Annotated in this window: 17 protein-coding genes; 8 read left to right on the top strand and 9 right to left on the bottom strand. The window is 72.3% G+C overall.

The window, feature by feature from the left end; all coding sequences use genetic code 11:
* The 4 genes from ACGFZL_RS03140 (at nt 1) to ACGFZL_RS03125 (ending at nt 1,779) form a co-directional block, all read left to right on the top strand.
* Nucleotides 1-180 (top strand): hypothetical protein, encoded by a 180-nt coding sequence (locus ACGFZL_RS03140; RefSeq protein ID WP_355176133.1) that lies wholly within the window; start codon nt 1-3, stop codon nt 178-180.
* A gap of 86 nt (nt 181-266) precedes the next feature.
* A complete protein-coding gene (locus ACGFZL_RS03135; RefSeq protein ID WP_393689572.1) occupies nt 267-704 on the top strand; it encodes a BlaI/MecI/CopY family transcriptional regulator in 438 nt (145 codons plus the stop codon).
* Nucleotides 705-713: 9 nt separating this feature from the next.
* The gene (locus tag ACGFZL_RS03130; protein WP_355176135.1) at nt 714-1,223 is read left to right on the top strand and encodes an amino-acid N-acetyltransferase; all 510 of its coding nucleotides are present in this window, start codon (nt 714-716) and stop codon (nt 1,221-1,223) included.
* A gap of 220 nt (nt 1,224-1,443) precedes the next feature.
* The gene (locus ACGFZL_RS03125) at nt 1,444-1,779 is read left to right on the top strand and encodes an Lsr2 family protein (RefSeq protein WP_355176136.1); all 336 of its coding nucleotides are present in this window, start codon (nt 1,444-1,446) and stop codon (nt 1,777-1,779) included.
* On the opposite strand, the gene ACGFZL_RS03120 is transcribed toward ACGFZL_RS03125, so the two are convergent.
* Nucleotides 1,780-2,367, bottom strand: a complete 588-nt coding sequence (locus ACGFZL_RS03120) for an SCO3374 family protein (RefSeq protein WP_393688730.1) — start codon at nt 2,365-2,367, stop codon at nt 1,780-1,782. It abuts the gene before it with no gap.
* A 430-nt stretch (nt 2,368-2,797) separates the two neighbouring features.
* Between ACGFZL_RS03120 and ACGFZL_RS03115 the strand changes: the two genes are divergently transcribed.
* Nucleotides 2,798-5,323, top strand: coding sequence for an ATP-dependent Clp protease ATP-binding subunit (locus ACGFZL_RS03115; protein ID WP_355176138.1), 2,526 nt, complete (start codon nt 2,798-2,800; stop codon nt 5,321-5,323).
* Between the two features lie 74 nt (nt 5,324-5,397).
* On the opposite strand, the gene ACGFZL_RS03110 is transcribed toward ACGFZL_RS03115, so the two are convergent.
* The gene (locus ACGFZL_RS03110) at nt 5,398-7,938 is read right to left on the bottom strand and encodes an NACHT domain-containing protein (protein WP_393688728.1); all 2,541 of its coding nucleotides are present in this window, start codon (nt 7,936-7,938) and stop codon (nt 5,398-5,400) included.
* Between the two features lie 375 nt (nt 7,939-8,313).
* Here ACGFZL_RS03110 and ACGFZL_RS03105 point away from each other — a divergent pair, with 375 nt between their 5' ends.
* A complete protein-coding gene (locus ACGFZL_RS03105; RefSeq protein WP_393688726.1) occupies nt 8,314-9,006 on the top strand; it encodes a M23 family metallopeptidase in 693 nt (230 codons plus the stop codon).
* Nucleotides 9,007-9,018: 12 nt separating this feature from the next.
* Here the strand turns inward: ACGFZL_RS03105 and ACGFZL_RS03100 are convergent, their stop codons facing one another.
* Nucleotides 9,019-9,615, bottom strand: a complete 597-nt coding sequence (locus ACGFZL_RS03100; protein WP_355176141.1) for a helix-turn-helix domain-containing protein — start codon at nt 9,613-9,615, stop codon at nt 9,019-9,021.
* 157 nt (nt 9,616-9,772) lie between these two features.
* Here ACGFZL_RS03100 and ACGFZL_RS03095 point away from each other — a divergent pair, with 157 nt between their 5' ends.
* Entirely contained in the window at nt 9,773-11,356 is a 1,584-nt protein-coding gene (locus ACGFZL_RS03095; RefSeq protein WP_355176142.1) for an MDR family MFS transporter, read from the top strand.
* A 440-nt stretch (nt 11,357-11,796) separates the two neighbouring features.
* Here ACGFZL_RS03095 and cseC read toward each other — a convergent pair whose 3' ends face one another.
* The 5 genes from cseC to ACGFZL_RS03070 all read right to left on the bottom strand — a co-directional run bounded on the left by cseC (nt 11,797) and on the right by ACGFZL_RS03070 (nt 16,297).
* The gene (cseC, locus tag ACGFZL_RS03090; RefSeq protein ID WP_355176143.1) at nt 11,797-13,158 is read right to left on the bottom strand and encodes a two-component system sensor histidine kinase CseC; all 1,362 of its coding nucleotides are present in this window, start codon (nt 13,156-13,158) and stop codon (nt 11,797-11,799) included.
* 8 nt (nt 13,159-13,166) lie between these two features.
* Nucleotides 13,167-13,871, bottom strand: coding sequence for a two-component system response regulator CseB (gene cseB, locus ACGFZL_RS03085; protein ID WP_355176144.1), 705 nt, complete (start codon nt 13,869-13,871; stop codon nt 13,167-13,169).
* A gap of 78 nt (nt 13,872-13,949) precedes the next feature.
* Nucleotides 13,950-14,651 carry a hypothetical protein gene (locus tag ACGFZL_RS03080; protein WP_393688722.1) on the bottom strand — a complete coding sequence of 234 codons (702 nt, stop codon included), beginning with the start codon at nt 14,649-14,651 and terminating at the stop codon, nt 13,950-13,952.
* Nucleotides 14,639-15,178: a SigE family RNA polymerase sigma factor gene (locus ACGFZL_RS03075; protein WP_355176145.1), complete on the bottom strand. Its 540-nt coding sequence runs from the start codon at nt 15,176-15,178 to the stop codon at nt 14,639-14,641. Before ACGFZL_RS03075 ends, ACGFZL_RS03080 begins: the two co-directional genes overlap by 13 nt.
* Before the next feature lie 189 nt (nt 15,179-15,367).
* Nucleotides 15,368-16,297 (bottom strand): A/G-specific adenine glycosylase, encoded by a 930-nt coding sequence (locus ACGFZL_RS03070; RefSeq protein WP_393688720.1) that lies wholly within the window; start codon nt 16,295-16,297, stop codon nt 15,368-15,370.
* Nucleotides 16,298-16,518: 221 nt separating this feature from the next.
* Between ACGFZL_RS03070 and ACGFZL_RS03065 the strand changes: the two genes are divergently transcribed.
* Nucleotides 16,519-17,388, top strand: a complete 870-nt coding sequence (locus ACGFZL_RS03065) for a hypothetical protein (protein ID WP_393688718.1) — start codon at nt 16,519-16,521, stop codon at nt 17,386-17,388.
* An 18-nt stretch (nt 17,389-17,406) separates the two neighbouring features.
* Here the strand turns inward: ACGFZL_RS03065 and disA are convergent, their stop codons facing one another.
* Nucleotides 17,407-18,531 (bottom strand): DNA integrity scanning diadenylate cyclase DisA, encoded by a 1,125-nt coding sequence (gene disA / locus ACGFZL_RS03060; RefSeq protein ID WP_355176148.1) that lies wholly within the window; start codon nt 18,529-18,531, stop codon nt 17,407-17,409.
* Nucleotides 18,532-18,593 lie beyond the last annotated feature (62 nt).

The following is an 18,593-nucleotide window of genomic DNA, read 5'->3' as shown; positions in this document are numbered from 1 at the left end:
ATGGACTACGTCTCCGCGCTCGTTCCCCCGGTCGTCATGGCCGTGTTCTTCATCGGCGTGATCCGGGTGATCGTGAAGACCCAGGGCGGCGCCAACAAGGCCAAGGAGGACGGCCTCGTGGACGCCGCCCTCGCCCGCGCCGAGGCCACCCGCCAGGCCGCCCCGCGCTCCGAAGCCTGACGCGTTCACCTCGGTCACCCTTTTCGCGCACGTCTGTCCCGCGTCGGGCGGTATTTCCCACTATTGTGCTGAGGGTGCCTCGCCCACTGGGAGAACTCGAAGACGCGGTCATGACGAGGGTGTGGAGATGGAACCGCCCGGTGACCGTTCGAGAAGTCCTGGAGGATCTCCAGCAGGAACGCTCCATCGCCTACACCACGGTGATGACCGTGCTGGACAATCTCCACCAGAAGGGCTGGGTCCGCCGCGAGTCGGAAGGCCGCGCCTATCGATATGAGGCCGTCTCCACCCGCGCCGCCTACGCCGCCGCGCTGATGAACGACGCCTGGTCGCAGAGCGACAACGCCGCAGCCGCCCTCATCGCCTTCTTCGGCATGATGAGCGAGGAGCAGCGCCAGGCCCTCAGGGACGCCATCCGGATCGTCCAGGGTCCCGAAGCCGTCCCGCCCGAAACGGCCACCCCCGAAACCGCCGCGCCCGAAACCCCCGGCCCCGGCTCGGTACCGGACGCCGACGGGCGATAGCGTCGGCGCATGTCGAAAGCCCTTACCGTCCGCCGGGCCCGCACCAGCGATGTCCCGGACGTGCGCCGGCTCCTGGACACCTACGCCCACGAGCGCATCCTGCTCGACAAAGCGACGGTGACGCTTTACGAGAGCATCCAGGAGTTCTGGATCGCGGAACGGGACGACAACGCCGAGGTGGTCGGCTGCGGCGCCCTGCACGTGATGTGGGAAGACCTCGCAGAAGTGCGCACCCTCGCGGTCAAACCCGGTCTCAAGGGCGCGGGTGTCGGGCACCGGCTGCTGGAGAAGTTGCTGGAGACCGCCCGCGACCTCGGCGTTCGCCGGGTTTTCTGCCTCACCTTCGAAGTGGACTTCTTCGGCGGGCACGGCTTCGTGGAGATCGGGGAGACGCCCGTCGACCCCGATGTCTACGCGGAGCTGCTGCGTTCCTATGACGAGGGTGTTGCGGAGTTCCTCGGACTCGAACGAGTGAAACCGAACACCCTGGGCAACAGCCGGATGCTTCTGCATCTGTGATCGCCCCACCACACCCCGGTGCCCTTTGTCCGATACGCGTATCTTTCCGGGCCGGGAAGGCGCGCAGAGAGCGCGGGTCTCCCCGAAGGGTTTGTGTTTTTCCGGCAAAGGCGGTTTGCTCTCCGCAGTAGTGCTGCACTGCATATAACAACGGACGGCGATACGGCGGGGACGCCGGCGACCTCCGCCACCCCCTCGATATCGATGAAAGGAAAATCCGGTGGCACAGAAAGTTCAGGTCCTTCTTGTCGACGACCTCGACGGCGGTGAGGCCGACGAGACCGTGACGTTCGCGCTGGACGGCAAGACGTACGAGATCGATCTCACCACCTCGAATGCGGACAAGCTCCGGGGACTTCTCGACCCCTATGTGAAGGGCGGCCGACGCACCGGGGGCCGCGCCGCCGGCGGCCGGGGCAAGACCCGCGCCGCGGCGCCCGACGGCGGCGACACCGCGGCGATCCGCGCCTGGGCGAAGGAGAGCGGCTACGACGTCAACGACCGCGGCCGCATCCCCAAGCCCATCCGCGAGGCCTACGAGAAGGCCAACGCCTGATCAGCCGGCCTCCAAGGCCCGTCGCGGCCCCAGGGTCCCCAGCCGCATCCGGTGGACCTGTGTCGCGAGGGTGTGGACCAGCCGCACCAGACCGGGGGCACCCCCCACATCCCCGGCCCACCCCGCGGTGGACAACGCGGGCAGCGAGGACTCGACCTCGCGACCCGGTTCCGGGGGCCGCAGCCACTCGGCGGCCCCCCGGAAGTCCGCCCCGGCGCCCGGCGGCGGGGGCGCCTCGAGCAGGCCGCCGGCGCCGAGGGCCGTCAGGTCCAGCGGCAGCGAGCCCCACTCCAGCCAGTCGAGCAGCCCCGGCACCTCCTCCGCGCTGCCCGCGGCCACGAGGAGCAGCATCCGGTCGCCCCGCACGGCCACCGGGAACCCCGGCTCCGGCCGCCCGTCCGGCCCGAGGGGCGCCAGCCGCCCCAGCGCCGCCCGGCCGGCCCCGGCCGGGACGTCCAGCACATCGAAGCGCAGGCCCGTCCGCAGCCGTAGCGGCGTCCCGGGCGCGGTCGCCCAGCCGAGCACGTCCTCGTACCAGCCGCGCACGCACTCCACCGCGGGGACCGAGGACGACGGGGCTCCAGGCATGCCCCACCAACCGCCCCGAGGGCGCTCGGGTCACGTGGCGTCCCTGCTCGAACACGGCCAGTGACCACCCGTGGGGGCGTGCGGGGGCGCGGGGTGGTGCAAGGGTGTTCGCCCGTAGCGGAGGGAACCGGGGCGCGCGGCATGGAGTGTCAGTGCGTGCGGGTAAGACATCCCTAGTGGGAGGGGGCGACACGCAGGACGGACCGTCTCACGTTCGCCATCGGCGTACTGGCGACTGGGGTAAGTGCTTGGCCTGCGGGAACATCGTCTCGCACCATCGGGTTGTGGCAGATGTCGGCGTTCGGGGTCAGGAGGCCATCGACGGTGTCGGCAGTTGGAATGAGCGGTCCCTGCTTGCGGGACTAAGCTGCGGAAGGACAGGGAGGGGAAGTTCCCCTTACTGCCTGACCGCTCTGAGGAGCGATTAACGATGTTCGAGAGGTTCACCGACCGCGCGCGGCGGGTTGTCGTCCTGGCTCAGGAAGAAGCCCGGATGCTCAACCACAACTACATCGGCACCGAGCACATCCTCCTGGGCCTGATCCACGAGGGTGAGGGTGTCGCCGCCAAGGCCCTTGAGAGCCTCGGGATCTCGCTCGAGGCGGTCCGCCAGCAGGTGGAGGAGATCATCGGCCAGGGCCAGCAGGCCCCGTCCGGCCACATCCCCTTCACCCCCCGTGCCAAGAAGGTCCTGGAGCTGTCGCTCCGCGAGGCCCTCCAGCTCGGTCACAACTACATCGGCACGGAGCACATCCTGCTCGGCCTGATCCGCGAGGGCGAGGGCGTCGCCGCCCAGGTCCTGGTGAAGCTGGGCGCCGATCTGAACCGGGTGCGGCAGCAGGTCATCCAGCTGCTCTCCGGTTACCAGGGCAAGGAGACCGCCGCCGCCGGCGGTCCTGCCGAGGGCACGCCCTCCACGTCCCTGGTCCTCGACCAGTTCGGCCGCAACCTCACGCAGGCCGCCCGCGAGTCCAAGCTCGACCCGGTCATCGGGCGCGAGAAGGAGATCGAGCGGGTCATGCAGGTGCTGTCCCGCCGCACCAAGAACAACCCGGTGCTCATCGGCGAGCCCGGCGTCGGCAAGACCGCCGTCGTCGAGGGCCTCGCCCAGGCCATCGTCAAGGGCGAGGTGCCCGAGACCCTCAAGGACAAGCACCTCTACACCCTGGACCTCGGCGCCCTGGTCGCCGGCTCCCGGTACCGCGGTGACTTCGAGGAGCGCCTGAAGAAGGTCCTCAAGGAGATCCGCACCCGCGGCGACATCATCCTGTTCATCGACGAGCTGCACACGCTGGTCGGTGCGGGTGCCGCCGAGGGCGCCATCGACGCGGCGAGCATCCTGAAGCCGATGCTGGCCCGCGGCGAGCTGCAGACCATCGGCGCCACCACGCTGGACGAGTACCGCAAGCACCTGGAGAAGGACGCGGCCCTGGAGCGCCGCTTCCAGCCCATCCAGGTCGCCGAGCCCTCGCTCCCGCACACCATCGAGATCCTCAAGGGCCTGCGCGACCGGTACGAGGCGCACCACCGCGTCTCCATCACCGACGAGGCCCTCGTCCAGGCCGCCACCCTGGCCGACCGGTACATCTCGGACCGCTTCCTGCCGGACAAGGCGATCGACCTGATCGACGAGGCCGGCTCCCGGATGCGCATCCGCCGGATGACCGCGCCGCCGGACCTGCGCGAGTTCGACGAGAAGATCGCCGGCGTCCGCCGCGACAAGGAGTCCGCGATCGACTCGCAGGACTTCGAGAAGGCCGCCTCGCTGCGCGACAAGGAGAAGCAGCTCCTCGCCGCGAAGGCCAAGCGGGAGAAGGAGTGGAAGGCCGGCGACATGGATGTCGTCGCCGAGGTCGACGGCGAGCTGATCGCCGAGGTCCTCGCCACCGCCACCGGCATCCCGGTCTTCAAGCTGACCGAGGAGGAGTCCTCGCGCCTGCTGCGCATGGAGGACGAGCTGCACAAGCGGGTCATCGGCCAGAAGGACGCCGTCAAGGCGCTCTCGAAGGCGATCCGCCGTACGCGTGCCGGTCTGAAGGACCCGAAGCGCCCCGGTGGCTCGTTCATCTTCGCCGGCCCGTCCGGTGTCGGTAAGACCGAGCTGTCCAAGGCGCTCGCCGAGTTCCTCTTCGGCGACGAGGACGCGCTGATCTCCCTCGACATGTCGGAGTTCAGCGAGAAGCACACGGTCTCGCGCCTCTTCGGTTCGCCCCCCGGTTACGTGGGCTACGAGGAGGGCGGCCAGCTGACGGAGAAGGTGCGTCGCAAGCCGTTCTCGGTGGTCCTCTTCGACGAGGTCGAGAAGGCCCACCCGGACATCTTCAACAGCCTTCTGCAGATCCTGGAGGACGGTCGCCTGACCGACTCCCAGGGCCGGGTCGTGGACTTCAAGAACACGGTCATCATCATGACGACCAACCTCGGCACCCGGGACATCTCCAAGGGCTTCAACCTCGGCTTCGCCGCCGCGGGCGACACGAAGTCCAACTACGAGCGCATGAAGAACAAGGTCCAGGACGAGCTGAAGCAGCACTTCCGGCCCGAGTTCCTCAACCGCGTGGACGACGTGGTCGTCTTCCCGCAGCTCTCGCAGGAGGACATCCTCGCCATCGTCGACCTGATGATCGACAAGGTGGACGAGCGCCTGAAGGACCGGGACATGGGCATCGAGCTCTCCCAGTCCGCCAAGGAGCTGCTGTCCAAGAAGGGCTACGACCCGGTTCTCGGCGCGCGTCCGCTGCGCCGCACGATCCAGCGCGAGGTCGAGGACACGCTGTCGGAGAAGATCCTCTTCGGCGAGCTGCGCCCCGGTCACATCGTGGTCGTGGACACGGAGGGCGAGGGCGACGCCAAGACCTTCACCTTCCGAGGTGAGGAGAAGGCGGCCCTCCCCGACGCCCCGCCCATCGAGCAGGCCGCGGGCGGCGCGGGCCCGAACCTGAGCAAGGAGGCGTAAGCCTCCCGACCGACGGTCCCCGAAGGGGCCGGTGCCCTTCCCTTACCGGGAGGGCGCCGGCCCCTTCGGCGTCGTCAGCTGCGCCCCATCACGATGATGGTGGCCTTCGGGAAGAGGCTCCGGTACTCCCCGAGGTCGAGAGACACGTACGGGGCGGGCTCGAAGCGGAACGTGCGCAGCGCCGGGAACGCGCTGTCCGGACCGGCTCCGTCCCCGACGAAGCCGCGCAGTCCCGTGCCGACGAGGATCAGCTCCTCGACCGCCTCGTGGGCCGGCGTGACGTCGATGATCTCGGAGAGGGAGCGGTCCCCGTCGAACCGCAGCCGGGTCCACGGCCTCATCCGGGCGAGGGCCTCACGCTCCGCGTGGCACGTGCAGACCAGGATGAGGTCGGTGCGGTCCAGGTGGTCCAGGACCTCCTCGGCGTACTGTCGCGTGTCGAACCGGTCCCACGTCCCCACCAGCTGCCGCCGCACGACCAGTGACGGGTGCTCCCGGAACCGGCGCAGCACGGCCAGCGCGCCGGCCGGTTCGGCGTCGGCCAGCAGGGACGCCGCGACCGTCACTCCGTGGGCCTCCTCATCGGTCAGGCCGTCCGGGCCCGGCAGCAGCTCCAGAACCAGGGGGCCCGCCTCTCTGAGGGTCTTCGCGTCTTTCGGGGAGCGGGGCGGGATCAGGGCCGCCGCCCGCTGCTCGACCTCCGCCCGCACCCCCGGGTCCAGCGCTGCCGCGTGTTCCAGGCACGCGAGGGCCAGCAGGGTCAGACGCGGGGTGTCCGCGGCCAGGAGCCGGCGGAGCAGCACCGCGCGCTCGCCCGGGCGGGCGTGGGCCACCGCCATGCGGATGACGTCCTCCCACCCGGTCTCCCCGGCGTGCGCGGCGAGGACGTCCAGGTGGCCCTCCTCCACGGCGTACCGCGCGCCCAGGTAGTCCTGGAAGGTGCGGTGGACGAAGGACAGCACCTCCTCCTCGGGTCGGCGCAACAGGCCGCTGCGGAGCAGCAGGGTGTGCAGCACCGCCCTCGCGTCGCCCGGGACCGCCACCGTCGGCAGGGCGCGCTCCACGATGCCCTCGGCCGTGGCGACCTCCATCTCCGACCGCCCGCTCAGCACCAGCGCGTACGCGAGGCGCTGCAACAGCTCCAGCTGGGCCTCCTCGCCCAGCTCCACCCCCGCCACGCCCCGCTCACGGTCCCGGCGGGCCAGCAGCATCGTGAGGGCGGCGTCGTACAGCTCCTTGCGGCCGGTGGGGAGGTAGCCGCGCCGCTCGCGGTGCAGGGCGCAGATCAGGCCGCACATCAACGGGTTCGTGGCGAGCCTGGCCAGGTCGCGCTTGGTGCGGAGGGCGTCCAGGAGGGCCGCCTCGTACTCGGGCGCCCGCGCCGCCGCGTGCCAGCGGGAGACGAAGGTCGCCACCTCCGGCGCGCGCATGGGCGTGAGTGACAGCTCGTGGAAGCCCTCCGGGGTCAGCCAGTCGGGGCGTACGGCCGTGGGGCGGGAGGTCAGCAGCCAGCGGTTGCCCGGGAACGCGCGGATCAGGGCGAGCAGCCAGTCCCGAACGCGGTGCCGATCCGCGGCCGGGATCTCGTCCAGGCCGTCGACCAGGAGCAGCCCGCGCCCGGCGGACAGGACCCGCTCGGCCCAGCCGTCCGGCGGGGTCAGCGGGCAGCCGACAACGTCCAGCAGGCCCGCCGGGGCGGGCAGCGCGCCGCTCCGGATCAGGGTGCGCAGTGGGAGCACGTACGGCACCCGGTCGCCGTCCCGCGCGGCCGTGACCGCCAGCCATTGCACCAGGGTCGTCTTGCCGGACCCCGCGTCGCCGCGCAGCAGCACCCGGTCGTGGTCCCGCAGGGCGTGCTCGGCGCGCAGCCGGAGGGTGAGGGCGGGCTCGTCGGGGCGCAGGGACCCCTCCTCGGCCGTCGCCTCCAGGCTCAGGTAGGCGACCTCCAGCGGCCACCGGTCGGGGGAGTCGCGCAGGTCGAGGCCGAAGATGGTGATCTGGTCGTAGCGCTCGGCGACGTACGGCAGGTACCGCCGCTCGAAGGCCGTGTCGCGGGCGTCCGGGCGCGGGACGCGGGTGATCAGCTCGTCGACCTTGGCGATCAGCTCCGCCTGCGCCCGGGTCTGCTCCACCAGTGTCCGGGCGACGAAGGCGGAGCGCCGGGTGAAGAACTCCAGGACGTGCAGGCAGGCCCACTCCGTGGCGGAGTCGAGGAAGAGGCCCGCGTCGGTGGAGAGGCCGTGCGCCCCCGCCCCGCTCCGCAGCCGCGCGGCCAGCTCCCGGTGCCCCAGCCGCACCGCCTGGACGTCGTCCATGTCCAGGTCGCCGAGGGCGAGCAGCCGCCCGGCGAGGGCCCCGGCGACGGCGTCCTCCTCGCCGGGCGGAAAGGGCGGCTCGCCGGGGGAGTCGAGGGCGTCCCGGACCAGCCGCCCCGCCAGCCGCCGCACCTCGCGCTCGCCTAGTTCGCGCCGCTCGCCCCGGAAGGAGACGAGCCGGTCGAGCCGCACCGGCCGGTCCACCAGACCGGCACCCGGGCCGCCCCCGGCGAACAGCTTCCTCACCAGCGGGCCGATCAGCCCGGACACCAACTTGCCGCCGAGAACCGCCGGTTCCATGATCCCCACCCCCAGGGTCATACAACACGACGCGGGCCGGCACGGTCGGATTACCGGCGAGTACGGGGGTGCGCCGGTGATGTGCCGCACAGGACTTTCGGTCCGTACTACGCGGAATAGGAGAAGTCGCAGAAGCTGAGGAAGCAGGCATAACGGACAGAGGTGCGGCCTGATTGCCGAGGCTGTGGCCTCCCGCTGTCCGAAATGGGTGCTGTGTCGGAAGGAGGGAAGTTCGACCCTGTAGTACTACCTATCGTCGTACGTCACACCTTTGTGCCGGTAAGGCCGGGTGGGTTACCAAGGTGGAGCCCGCCCGGCGACCGCCTGTGCGACCTCCGGACGGGCGTCCCATGTCCCCGTCCCCATGAGGTTCGAATGTTCCCGCGCGTCACGTCCCGTTCTTCCCGTACGACCACCCTGCGCACCCGCGCCGCCGTCCTGACCGTCGGCATCGGGGCCTCGGTCGCACTGGGAGCCGGGGTCGCGGCCGCCGACGGCACCACCACGGCGGCTCCCTCCTCCTCCAGCGTCGCGAGCGCCGTGGAGGCCCAGGCCCAGGCTCAGGCCAAGGCCGCGCAGACCGCCAAGGCGGCGAAGGCCGAGAAGGCCGCCGCCGCGAAGAAGACCGCCGCCGCCAAGAAGAAGGCCGCCTCCTGGGTCGACCCGGTGAAGAAGTACGAGCTGAGCGCCAAGTTCAACCAGGCCGGCGGCATGTGGTCGCACAAGCACAGCGGCCAGGACTTCGCCGTGCCCACCGGCACCAACGTGGTCGCCGCGCACGGCGGCACCGTCGTCAAGGCCGGCGGCAACGGCGCCGGTGACGGCCCCGCCTACGGCAACGCCGTCGTCATCAAGCACGGCAACGGCACGTACTCGCAGTACGCGCACCTGTCCCGGATCGACGTGAAGATCGGCCAGGTCGTCACGACCGGCCAGCACATAGCCAAGTCCGGCTCCACCGGCAACTCCAGCGGCCCGCACCTGCACTTCGAGATCCGTACCACCCCGAACTACGGCTCGGCCGTCGACCCGGTCGCCTTCCTGCACCGCCAGGGCGTGACCGTCTGACGGTGACGGGCGTCAGCCCTCCGCGCCCCGGTGGGCGCGGGTGATCAGCTCCGTGGCGACCTCGAGAACGGCCTCGCGCTTCTTCTCGGGGTCGTGCTGGAGGTCCTGGAGGACGAACATCCCGGCGTGCAGGGTGAACAGCGCGCTGACGCAGCGGACCTGGTCGGCCAGGTCCGCTTCGGGGTCCACCAGGATGTCGCGCAGCTGGAGCGTGCGGGACTTGAACGTCTCGCCCACCCGCAGGTCGCGGATGGCGGCCTGGTTCTCCTGCATGAAGCGGAAGAGCGGCGCCGCGCCGATCAGCGCGTCGCTGTAGCGGCGGACGATCTCCCGCTTGGTCTCCAGGGTCGGCGGCTGGCTCCGCCCCCAGGTGATGACGTCCTCGATCGGACGCGCGAGATCCTCGAAGATGCCGACGAGGATCTCTTCCTTGGTCTTGAAGTGGTAGTAGAGCGCGGCCTTCGTGACGTCCAGGCGCTCGGCGATCTCGCGCAGCGAGGTCTTCTCGTACCCCTGCTCGGCGAAGAGTTCGAGGGCCACGTCCTGGATGCGCTGGCGGGTGTCCCCGCGGCGTCGCTGCTGCTTGGTGCCGTCCATCGTGCCGCCCATCCTCCTACGAGACCGCCGGTCCGCGCACTCGGCGAAAACTTACTTGACGCCCGGCTAGTTACCCGGCTACCTTCTCAGTGTAGTCAACTTGCCGGTCGGCAAGTAAGTGCAGAAGCGGAAGAGCGGACGGACAGCGGTGGCTGGGGGATCGGGAGCGATGACGGAGCAAACGAAGGCGGCCGGGGCCAAGGCGGCGCCGCAGCCGAAGAGTGTGCGGGTCGTCCTGCTCGCACTGATGATCGCGATGATGCTCGCGATGCTCGACAACATGATCATCGGCACGGCGATGCCGACGATCGTCGGGGAACTGGGCGGCATGGAACACCTGTCCTGGGTGGTCACCGCCTATACGTTGGCCACCGCGGCCTCCACCCCGATCTGGGGCAAGCTCGGCGACATGTACGGGCGCAAGGGCGTCTTCCTGACCTCGATCGTGCTCTTCCTGATCGGCTCCGCGCTCAGCGGCATGGCCCAGGACATGGGCCAGCTCATCGGCTTCCGCGCGATCCAGGGCCTCGGGGCCGGCGGTCTGATGGTCGGCGTGATGGCGATCATCGGTGACCTGATCCCGCCGCGGGAGCGCGGCAAGTACCAGGGGATGATGGCCGGCGTCATGGCGCTGGCGATGATCGGCGGCCCGCTGATCGGCGGCACGATCACCGACCACTGGGGCTGGCGCTGGTCCTTCTACATCAACCTCCCGCTCGGCGCGGTCGCGCTGGCTCTGGTCACCGCGGTGCTGCACCTGCCGAAGAAGCAGTCCGACTCCCGGATCGACTATCTGGGCGCCGTGCTGCTGGCCGTCGGCATCACCGCCATCGTGCTGGTCACCACCTGGGGCGGCACGGAGTACGCCTGGAGCAGCGCCCGGATCATGGAGCTGATCGGCATCGGCGTGGCCGCGCTGGTCGGGTTCGTGTGGTGGCAGACCCGGGCCGCCGAGCCCATCGTGCCGCTGCACATCTTCCGCAGCCGGAACTTCACGCTCATGGCGGTCATCGGCTTCATCGTCGGCTTCGTGATGTTCGGCGCCACGCTCTTCCTGCCGCTGTACCAGCAGGCGGTGCAGGGCGCGTCCGCGACCAACTCGGGGCTGCTGCTCCTGCCCATGCTGGGCGCGATGCTCGTCACCTCGATGGTGGCCGGGCGGATCACCACCAGCACCGGAAAGTACAAGGTCTTCCCGGTGGCGGGCGGCGTGCTGATGGCGATCGGGCTGTACCTGCTGTCCCTGATGGACACCGACACCAGCCGCTTCACCTCCGGCCTGTACATGGCCGTGGTCGGGCTCGGCATGGGCTGCCTGATGCAGATCACCATGCTGGTGGCGCAGAACAGCGTGGAGATGAAGGACATGGGCGTCGCGTCCTCGTCCACCACCCTGCTGCGCACCCTGGGCGCCTCCTTCGGTGTCGCCATCATGGGTGCCCTGTTCAACAACCGGGTCCAGGACGTCATGACCGAGCGGGCCGGCGCGATGGGCGCCAAGGTGACCCAGCAGTCGGCGCAGCTCGACCCGACCAAGCTGGACAGCCTGCCGGCGCTGGTCCGCGACGCCTACCAGCACGCGGTGTCCTCCGGCGTCCACAGCGCGTTCCTGCTGGGCGGGGCGGTGGCGATCGTCGGCCTGATCGCGGCCCTCTTCGTCAAGGAGGTCCCGCTGAAGGGCGCGGGCCCCGCCGCCCCGCAGGGCCCGGTCGACGACCCGGCCGCCAAGCTCCCGCTGGGCGAGCCGGTCTGACCCACCCCGCACCTGCGCCGAAGGCCCCCGGGACACCCCGGGGGCCTTCGGCGTGCCGGGACGGCGTGCCGGGCGGCGGACCGGGACGGCGTGCCGGGCGCCGAACGGGACGGCGGACCGTGCCGGGCTCGGACCGCCGGGAGGGGGAGAGCCGCCGCCCGGAAGGCCGTCGCTGTGCTCGGCGGCGACTGAGTGCGGGTCGGCCGGCGCGCGCCGCCGGGCTCCTGGGCGGTCGGGGGGCCGTCGCGGGGCCGTGTCGGAGTCCGGGCCCCGCTCGGCGCGGCGGCGGCGCCGGGGGCGGGTCGCCCGGCGCGCGCCGCCGGGCTCCCAGGGGCGACCGGACGGCCGTCGCGGCCCCGCATCAGAGCCATCGCGGCCCGTCGCGGCCCCGCCATCAGAGCCATCACGGCCCTTCACCGGGCCCCGCGCCCCGGCCCCGCTCAGCGCGCCGGGCGGGCCTCCGGCAGGGTCGGGTAGCTGCCAGTGTTCGTCGGTGCGTGCTCCGGGAGCCAGAGGACCGCGACCGCGCCCTCGGAGGGCACCTCGGGCGGTGCGCCCGCCGGGCGGACGTTGCGGAAGGTGAGGCGGGCGCCCAGGACGCGGGCCTGCCCCGCGGCGATGGTCAGCCCGAGCCCGTGCCCGTGCCCGGCCCGGTCCGCGCTGCCGGTGCGGAAGCGGCTCGGGCCCTCCGCGAGCAGCGTCTGGGGGAAGCCGGGGCCGTGGTCGCGGACCCGGATGACCCGGCCCTCCACGCTCACCTCGACCGGCGAGCGCCCGTGCCGGGCCGCGTTGGCGAGCAGGTTGTACAGCACCCGCTCCAGGCGCCGCGGATCCGTCGTCACCTCGGACTCGTGCACCACCCGCACCGAGATGGCCGGGTCCTTGACCGCCACCCGCCGGGAGACGAAGTCGCCCAGCAGGATGTCCTGCAGCTCCGCCCGCTCCGAGGCCCCGTCCAGGCGGGCCACCTCCAGGACGTCCTCGACCAGCGTGCGCATCGCCTTCGCCCGGTCCAGGACCAGCTCGGTGGGCCGGCCGGGCGGCAGCAGTTCGGCGGCGGTCAGCAGCCCCGTCACCGGCGTGCGCAGCTCGTGCGCGATGTCCGCGGTGACCCGCCGCTCGGCCTCCAGGCGCTGCTGCAGCGCGTCCGCCATCGCGTCCACGGCCCGTGCGAGGTCGTCGGTCTCGTCCCGCACCACCCCGCCGATGGCGTCCCGCACCCGCACCTCCGGCTGCCCCTTGGCGACCTGGTTCGCCGCGGTCGCCGCCTTGCGCAGCCGCCGGGAGAGCTGCGCGCCGATCAGCACGCCCAGCGCGCTGCCGCCGAGCACCACCGCGATGGAGCCGATCACCAGCGCCTTGTCGAGGTCGGTGAGGATGTCCGCGCTGCGGTCGGTGAACCCGGTGTGCAGGGACATCACCTTCCCGTCCTTGAGCGGCACCGCCGCCCAGATGTCCGGCACGCCGTTCGTCCGGTCGGAGACGTACGTCGCCCGCCGCCCGTCCTCCACCCGGCGCCGCAGCTCGGGCGGCAGCGCCGGGTCGTCGAGCTGGGCGCCGGGGAAGTTGGCCCGGCCCGACAGCTCGTAGTTGCGCTGCGCGACCAGGATCCGCTCGTCGGCGAGGTCGCGGGCGTTGTCCAGCATCGACACCCGGGCCGCGTTGTGCACGACCAGGCTCAGCGCGACCGCCACCAGCGCGCCGACCAGCGCGATCGCCGCGCTCAGCTTCCATCTCAGCCCGGTGCGGATGCCGGTGCGCCGCAGCGACGAGGCGACCGGGCGCCGCGGGAACCCCCGCATGCCGCCGCTCAGCCCTTGAGCTTGTAGCCGAAGCCGCGGACCGTCTCGATCCGGTCCTGGCCGATCTTCGTGCGCAGCCGCTGCACATGGACGTCGACCACCCGCGTGTCCCCGCCCCAGCCGTAGTCCCACACCCGCTCAAGGAGCCGGTCGCGCGAGAGCACCGTGCCCGGCGCCGCGGAGAACTCGAGGAGGAGCCGCATCTCGGTCGGCGTCAGCGCCACCGTCCGCCCGGCCCGCCGCACCTCCATGCCGTCGGTGTCCACCTCCAGCTCCCCGAAGGTCAGCACGCCCCCGTCGTCCCCGGCGCCCGGCGCGTCCGCCCGGTCCCCGCCGCCGGCGTGCCCGAAGCGGCGCAGCACCGCGCGGATCCGGGCCACCAGGACGGCCCCGTCGAAGGGCTTGGTGACGTAGTCGTCGGCGCCCGCCTCCAGGCCGAGCACCACGTCGATGGCGTCCGCCCGCGCCGAGAGCATGATCACCGGCACCGTGGACTCGTCCCGGATCCGGCGGCACAGGCTCACCCCGTCCAGGCCCGGGACCATCACGTCGAGCAGCGCGATGTCCGGCCGGTCGGCGCGGAACGCGGCGAGCCCCGAGAGCCCGTCGGGCATCGCGGTGACCGCGAAGCCGTCCCGCTCCAGGGCGAGCTGGGTGGCCTCGCGGATGACGTCGTCGTCCTCGACGAACAGGACGTGGGTCTGGTCTGCCATCCCGGTGCTCTCAGTCCTCGTGGTCTCTGGTCAGGGTGGGGGGCTCAGGGGGCTCAGGGGGCGCGGCGGGGGACCGGCTCACGGGTCCGGCGCCTGGCTGGCATCGCCCCCGGCGGCGTTGCTGTAGTCGTTGTGCGTGCGGTACGCCTCGGTGAACCGGCCCGCGGTCCAGCGGTACGTGATCACGCTCTCGCCGGACGGGCTGGAGACCGGGTCGCCCTTCTCGTAGACCTGCTTGGTCACCACCAGGTCGCCGCGGTCGATCTCCGCGTAGACCGGGGGCTCCTCGGCCCGGAAGACGTTCACGTACCGGCCGTCCTTCTCCCGGTACACGTAGCTGCCCACCCCCACCGCGTCCCCGCAGGTCAGCACGTTCACGACGACGTCCTCGGCCGATCCGGGGCCGCGGGTGAGGTCCCCGTAGGAGACGTCGACCGGGTACTCGTCCGCGACGCACGGCTTCAGCTCGCGCTTGACCTCGGCGGAGACCGTCGGGTCGTCCTTGACGAGGCGGACCGGGTTCACCCGGTCGGCGGTCTTGGACGGGGCGGCCGCCGGGGCGGAGGAGGGCGCGGAGACCTTGCCGCCCACGGTGTCCGCGTGGGCCGGGCCCTCGTCCCGCGCGCCGGTGCCGCCCGCGGCGCAGCCGGACAGCGACACACCGACGGCGACGGCCACGGCCGCCGCCATGCCCGTCGCCTGCCCGCTCCTGCGGACGCCCCGGCGGGCGCCCTCGCGGACGCCCCGCCGTGTCCGACCACCCTGGGTCAGGCCGCGCAACTCTCCCGCTCCTCACGCTCCAGCGCCCGCGCGTCGAGATCGCGGGCGACCAGCTCCTCACGGAGCCGGGCGAGCGCCCGGTGCAGGGTGCTCTTGACCGTGCCGGCCGACATGCCGAGGGCCGCGGCCGTCTCCTCCGTCGACATCTGCTCCCAGTGTCGCAGCACCACGACGCTGCGCTGCTTCGGGGCGAGCACCTTCAGGACGTCCATGAGCAGGGCGCGGTCCGCGTGCTGCTCGGTGGAGTCCTCCACCGGCGCCTCCGGAAGCTGCTCGGTGGGCACCTCGTCCAGCTTGCGCGCCCGCCACCACTCGGTCCGGGTGTTGATCATGACCCGGCGCAGGTAGGCGTCGGCGAGGCGCTTGTCCGCGATGCCGTCCCAGCGGCCGAACGTGCGCGCCAGCGCGGTCTGGAGCAGGTCCTGGGCGTCGACGGGGTCCGGGACCAGGCGCCGGGCGCTGCGCAGCAGCGCGTCCTGCCGGGTGCGCACGTACTCCTCGAACTCGAGCACCTCTCCCTGCGCCATGGTCAACCGCCTTCCGATCCCCGTGTTCCGCAGCTCCCCGTATCCCGCGGTGTGCTCACCGCCGGGCCACTGCCTGCTTCCGGGAACGAAGGTAGGGAAGCGTTGTCACGGCGCTGTGCGCAGCAGCCTGCGGCTGCACCTCGGCTGTCCGTCGGTTGTGTAACGGCGCCGGTCGCGTGACGGCGGGTGTCAGGTCAGCGGCAGCCGGTACCGGCCGTCCGCCAGCGGCTCCACCAGACCGTCGGCGACCAGCCCGTCCAAGGCGCGGGCGCGCTGCACCGGTTCGTGCCACACCTGGTCCAACGCCCGCTGCGGCACCGGCGCGTGGGCCTCCCGCAGCACCGCGAGCAGCCGGCCGCGCACCTGCCGGTCGGTGCCGGCGTACGTCTGCCCGCGCCGCGGCGGGCCGTCGTGCGCGGGCTTGCCGGCCAGCCGCCAGGCGCAGGCGCCGGCCAGCGGACAGCTGTGGCAGTCCTCGTTGCGGGCCGTGCACACCAGCGCGCCCAGCTCCATCGACGCCGCCGCCCAGCGCGCGGCCGTCTCCTCGTCGTCCGGCAGCAGTTCGCGGGCGAGCCGGCGCTCGGCGGCCGTCGTCGCGTTCGGCGGGTACTGCACGCCGGTCACCGCGCGGGCCAGCACCCGGCGGACATTGGTGTCCAGGACGGCGTGCCGCCGGCCGAAGGCGAAGGAGGCGACGGCCGCGGCCGTGTACTCGCCGATGCCGGGCAGCGCGAGCAGCGCCGCGTGGTCCTCCGGTACGTCGCCGCCGTGCCGCTCCGTTATGGCCGCGGCGGCGCCGTGCAGCCGCAGCGCCCGGCGCGGGTATCCGAGCCGCCCCCAGGCGCGCACGGCCTCACCGGGGGCCTCGGCGGCCAGGTCGGCGGGGCGCGGCCAGCGGGCCAGCCACTGCTCGTAGACCGGCAGTACGCGGCTGACCGGCGTCTGCTGGAGCATGAACTCGCTGACCATCACCCCCCACGCCCCGGCCTCGGGGCGTCGCCACGGCAGATCGCGGGCGTGGTCGTCGAACCACCCGATGACGGGGGAGTGCAGATCGGCGCCGGCCTCGTGGCCGCCGACGGCGGAGTCGAGGTGCGTGGGCTTCGGGGACACAGTCATGACCCTCCGATCCTGCCACGCCGGGGGCCCGGCCGGGCACACCGTCGCGCACGACGCCGGTACGGGTCCAGCGCCCGGCCCTGGTGGGCGACCGGCGGAGCCCGGACACGGCGCCCTCGAGGAGGTGTTGGGGCGGTAACCGAGATGATGATCGTGAAAGGTTGGCGGTCGGCGCGGCGGTGCGCCCGGTGAACGCGGCGATCTCTCGTACAGTTTGCGCCGTGGGATCTCTGCGCAATCCGGTCGGGCCGCTTCCCTCCTCCATCTACTGGCGTCGGAGGGCCGTACTGCTGTCCCTACTCGCCCTGTTGGTGCTGCTTGTCACCTTGATCGTGGTCTCCGGCGGCGGGGACGGCAAGGGTGGCGGGGGCGATGCCGACGGCAAGAATCCGATGCCCTCGATCACCCCCGGGCCCTCGGGCACCGGGCCGGTGGTCCCCGGGGCGACGGGCGGTGGGGACGGTTCGGGCGGCGGCGATTCCGGCGGCGGCGACTCGGGTGGTTCCGGGGCGGGTTCGGGCTCCGGGGGCGGTTCCGGTGGGGCGTCCGGTGGCGGTTCGGGCGGCGGTTCCGGTGACGGTGCTTCCGGCGGTGGCGCCGGGTCCGGCTCCGGCTCCGGCGGTGCCGGCGCGGGTGGCCCGGCCACCGGGGTCGGAGCCGGTGACGTGCTCGCCGGTGGGTCGGCCCTGCCCGACTGCGCGCCGGGCGCGGTGCGGATCTCGGTGCGCAGTGTGCGCAACAGCTACGCGCCCGGCCAGACACCCGAGTTCGAACTCACCGCGCGCAACGGCTCCGGGGCCGACTGCAAGATCGACCTCGGCCCGGAGCACACGGTGCTGACGATCACACCCGCGAGCGACGACGACGCCTTCTGGTCCTCCGACGACTGCCCCAAGGGTGCGAAGAGCCTGTCCTACCGGGTCGGCGCGGGCAGCGGCATCGCCTACACCGTCAAGTGGGACCGCCGGCCGAGCACCCCGGAGTGCGGTACGCCGCCGGCCGGGACGGCCGAGGCCGGCACCTACCTGGTGGAGGCGAAGGCGCCGGGGTTCGAGAAGGCGCGGACGTCCTTCGTGCTCAAGGCCGACTGAGGCCCGCCGCCCGCGTCCTCAGACGTAGCGCTCCAGGATCGAGGACTCCGCCAGCCGGGACAGGCCCTCGCGGACGCTGCGCGCGCGGGCCTCGCCGACGCCGTCCACCGCCTGGAGGTCGTCCACGCTGGCGGCGAGCAGCTTCTGCAGCCCGCCGAAGTGCTCCACCAGGCGGTCGATGATCGCGCCCGGCAGCCGCGGCACCTTCGCCAGGAGCCGGAAGCCGCGCGGCGAGACCGCCGAGTCCAGCGTCTCGGGGGAGCCGGTGTAGCCGAGGGCGCGGGCCACCGTGGAGAGTTCGAGCAGCTCGGCGTGGCTCAGCTTGTCCAGCTCGGCGAGCGCCTCGTCCACCGTGCGGGAGCGCTTGGCGGTGGGCTCGGGCACGTAGTCCCGCACCACCAGCTCGCGTTCGGGCTCGACGCCCGCGATCAGCTCGTCCAGCTGGAGGGCGAGCAGGCGGCCGTCGGTGCCCAGCTCCACCACGTACTCGGCGATCTCGGTGGCGATGCGGCGCACCATCTCCAGGCGCTGGGCGACCGCGGAGACGTCCCGCACGGTGACCAGGTCCTCGATCTCCAGCGCGGACAGCGTGCCCGCGACCTCGTCCAGGCGGAGCTTGTACCGCTCCAGCGTCGCGAGCGCCTGGTTGGCGCGGGACAGGATGGCCGCCGAGTCCTCCAGGACGCGGCGCTGGCCGTCGACGTAGAGCGCGATCAGCCGCATGGACTGGGAGACGGAGACGACGGGGAAGCCGACCTGCTTGCTGACCCGGTCGGCGGTGCGGTGCCGGGTGCCGGTCTCCTCGGTGGGGATCGTCGGATCGGGCAGCAGCTGCACGCCCGCGCGCAGGATCTTCGACAGGTCGGCGGAGAGCACGATGCCGCCGTCCAGCTTGCACAGCTCGCGCAGCCGGGTCGCGGTGAACTCGACGTCGAGGACGAAGCCGCCGGTGCACATCGACTCGACCGTGCGGTCCGAGCCGAGCACGATCAGCCCGCCGGTGTTGCCGCGCAGGACCCGCTCCAGGCCGTCCCGCAGGAGCGTGCCGGGTGCCACGGCGCTCAGCGAGGCGCGCATCAGGCGATCGGAACCGGCACTCCCACCGGACTTTCCGGGAGCTCCTGCCCGGTCGTTGGCTGCCACTGCACTCCTCCGGTCGCGGGTCTGTGGGCGCTCCCGTGCCCGCACCCGGCGGGTACGGACGG

Source organism: Streptomyces sp. NPDC048182 (assembly GCF_043202555.1).
Taxonomy (GTDB): domain Bacteria; phylum Actinomycetota; class Actinomycetes; order Streptomycetales; family Streptomycetaceae; genus Streptomyces.
This window is presented reverse-complemented; position numbering and strand designations above follow the sequence as displayed.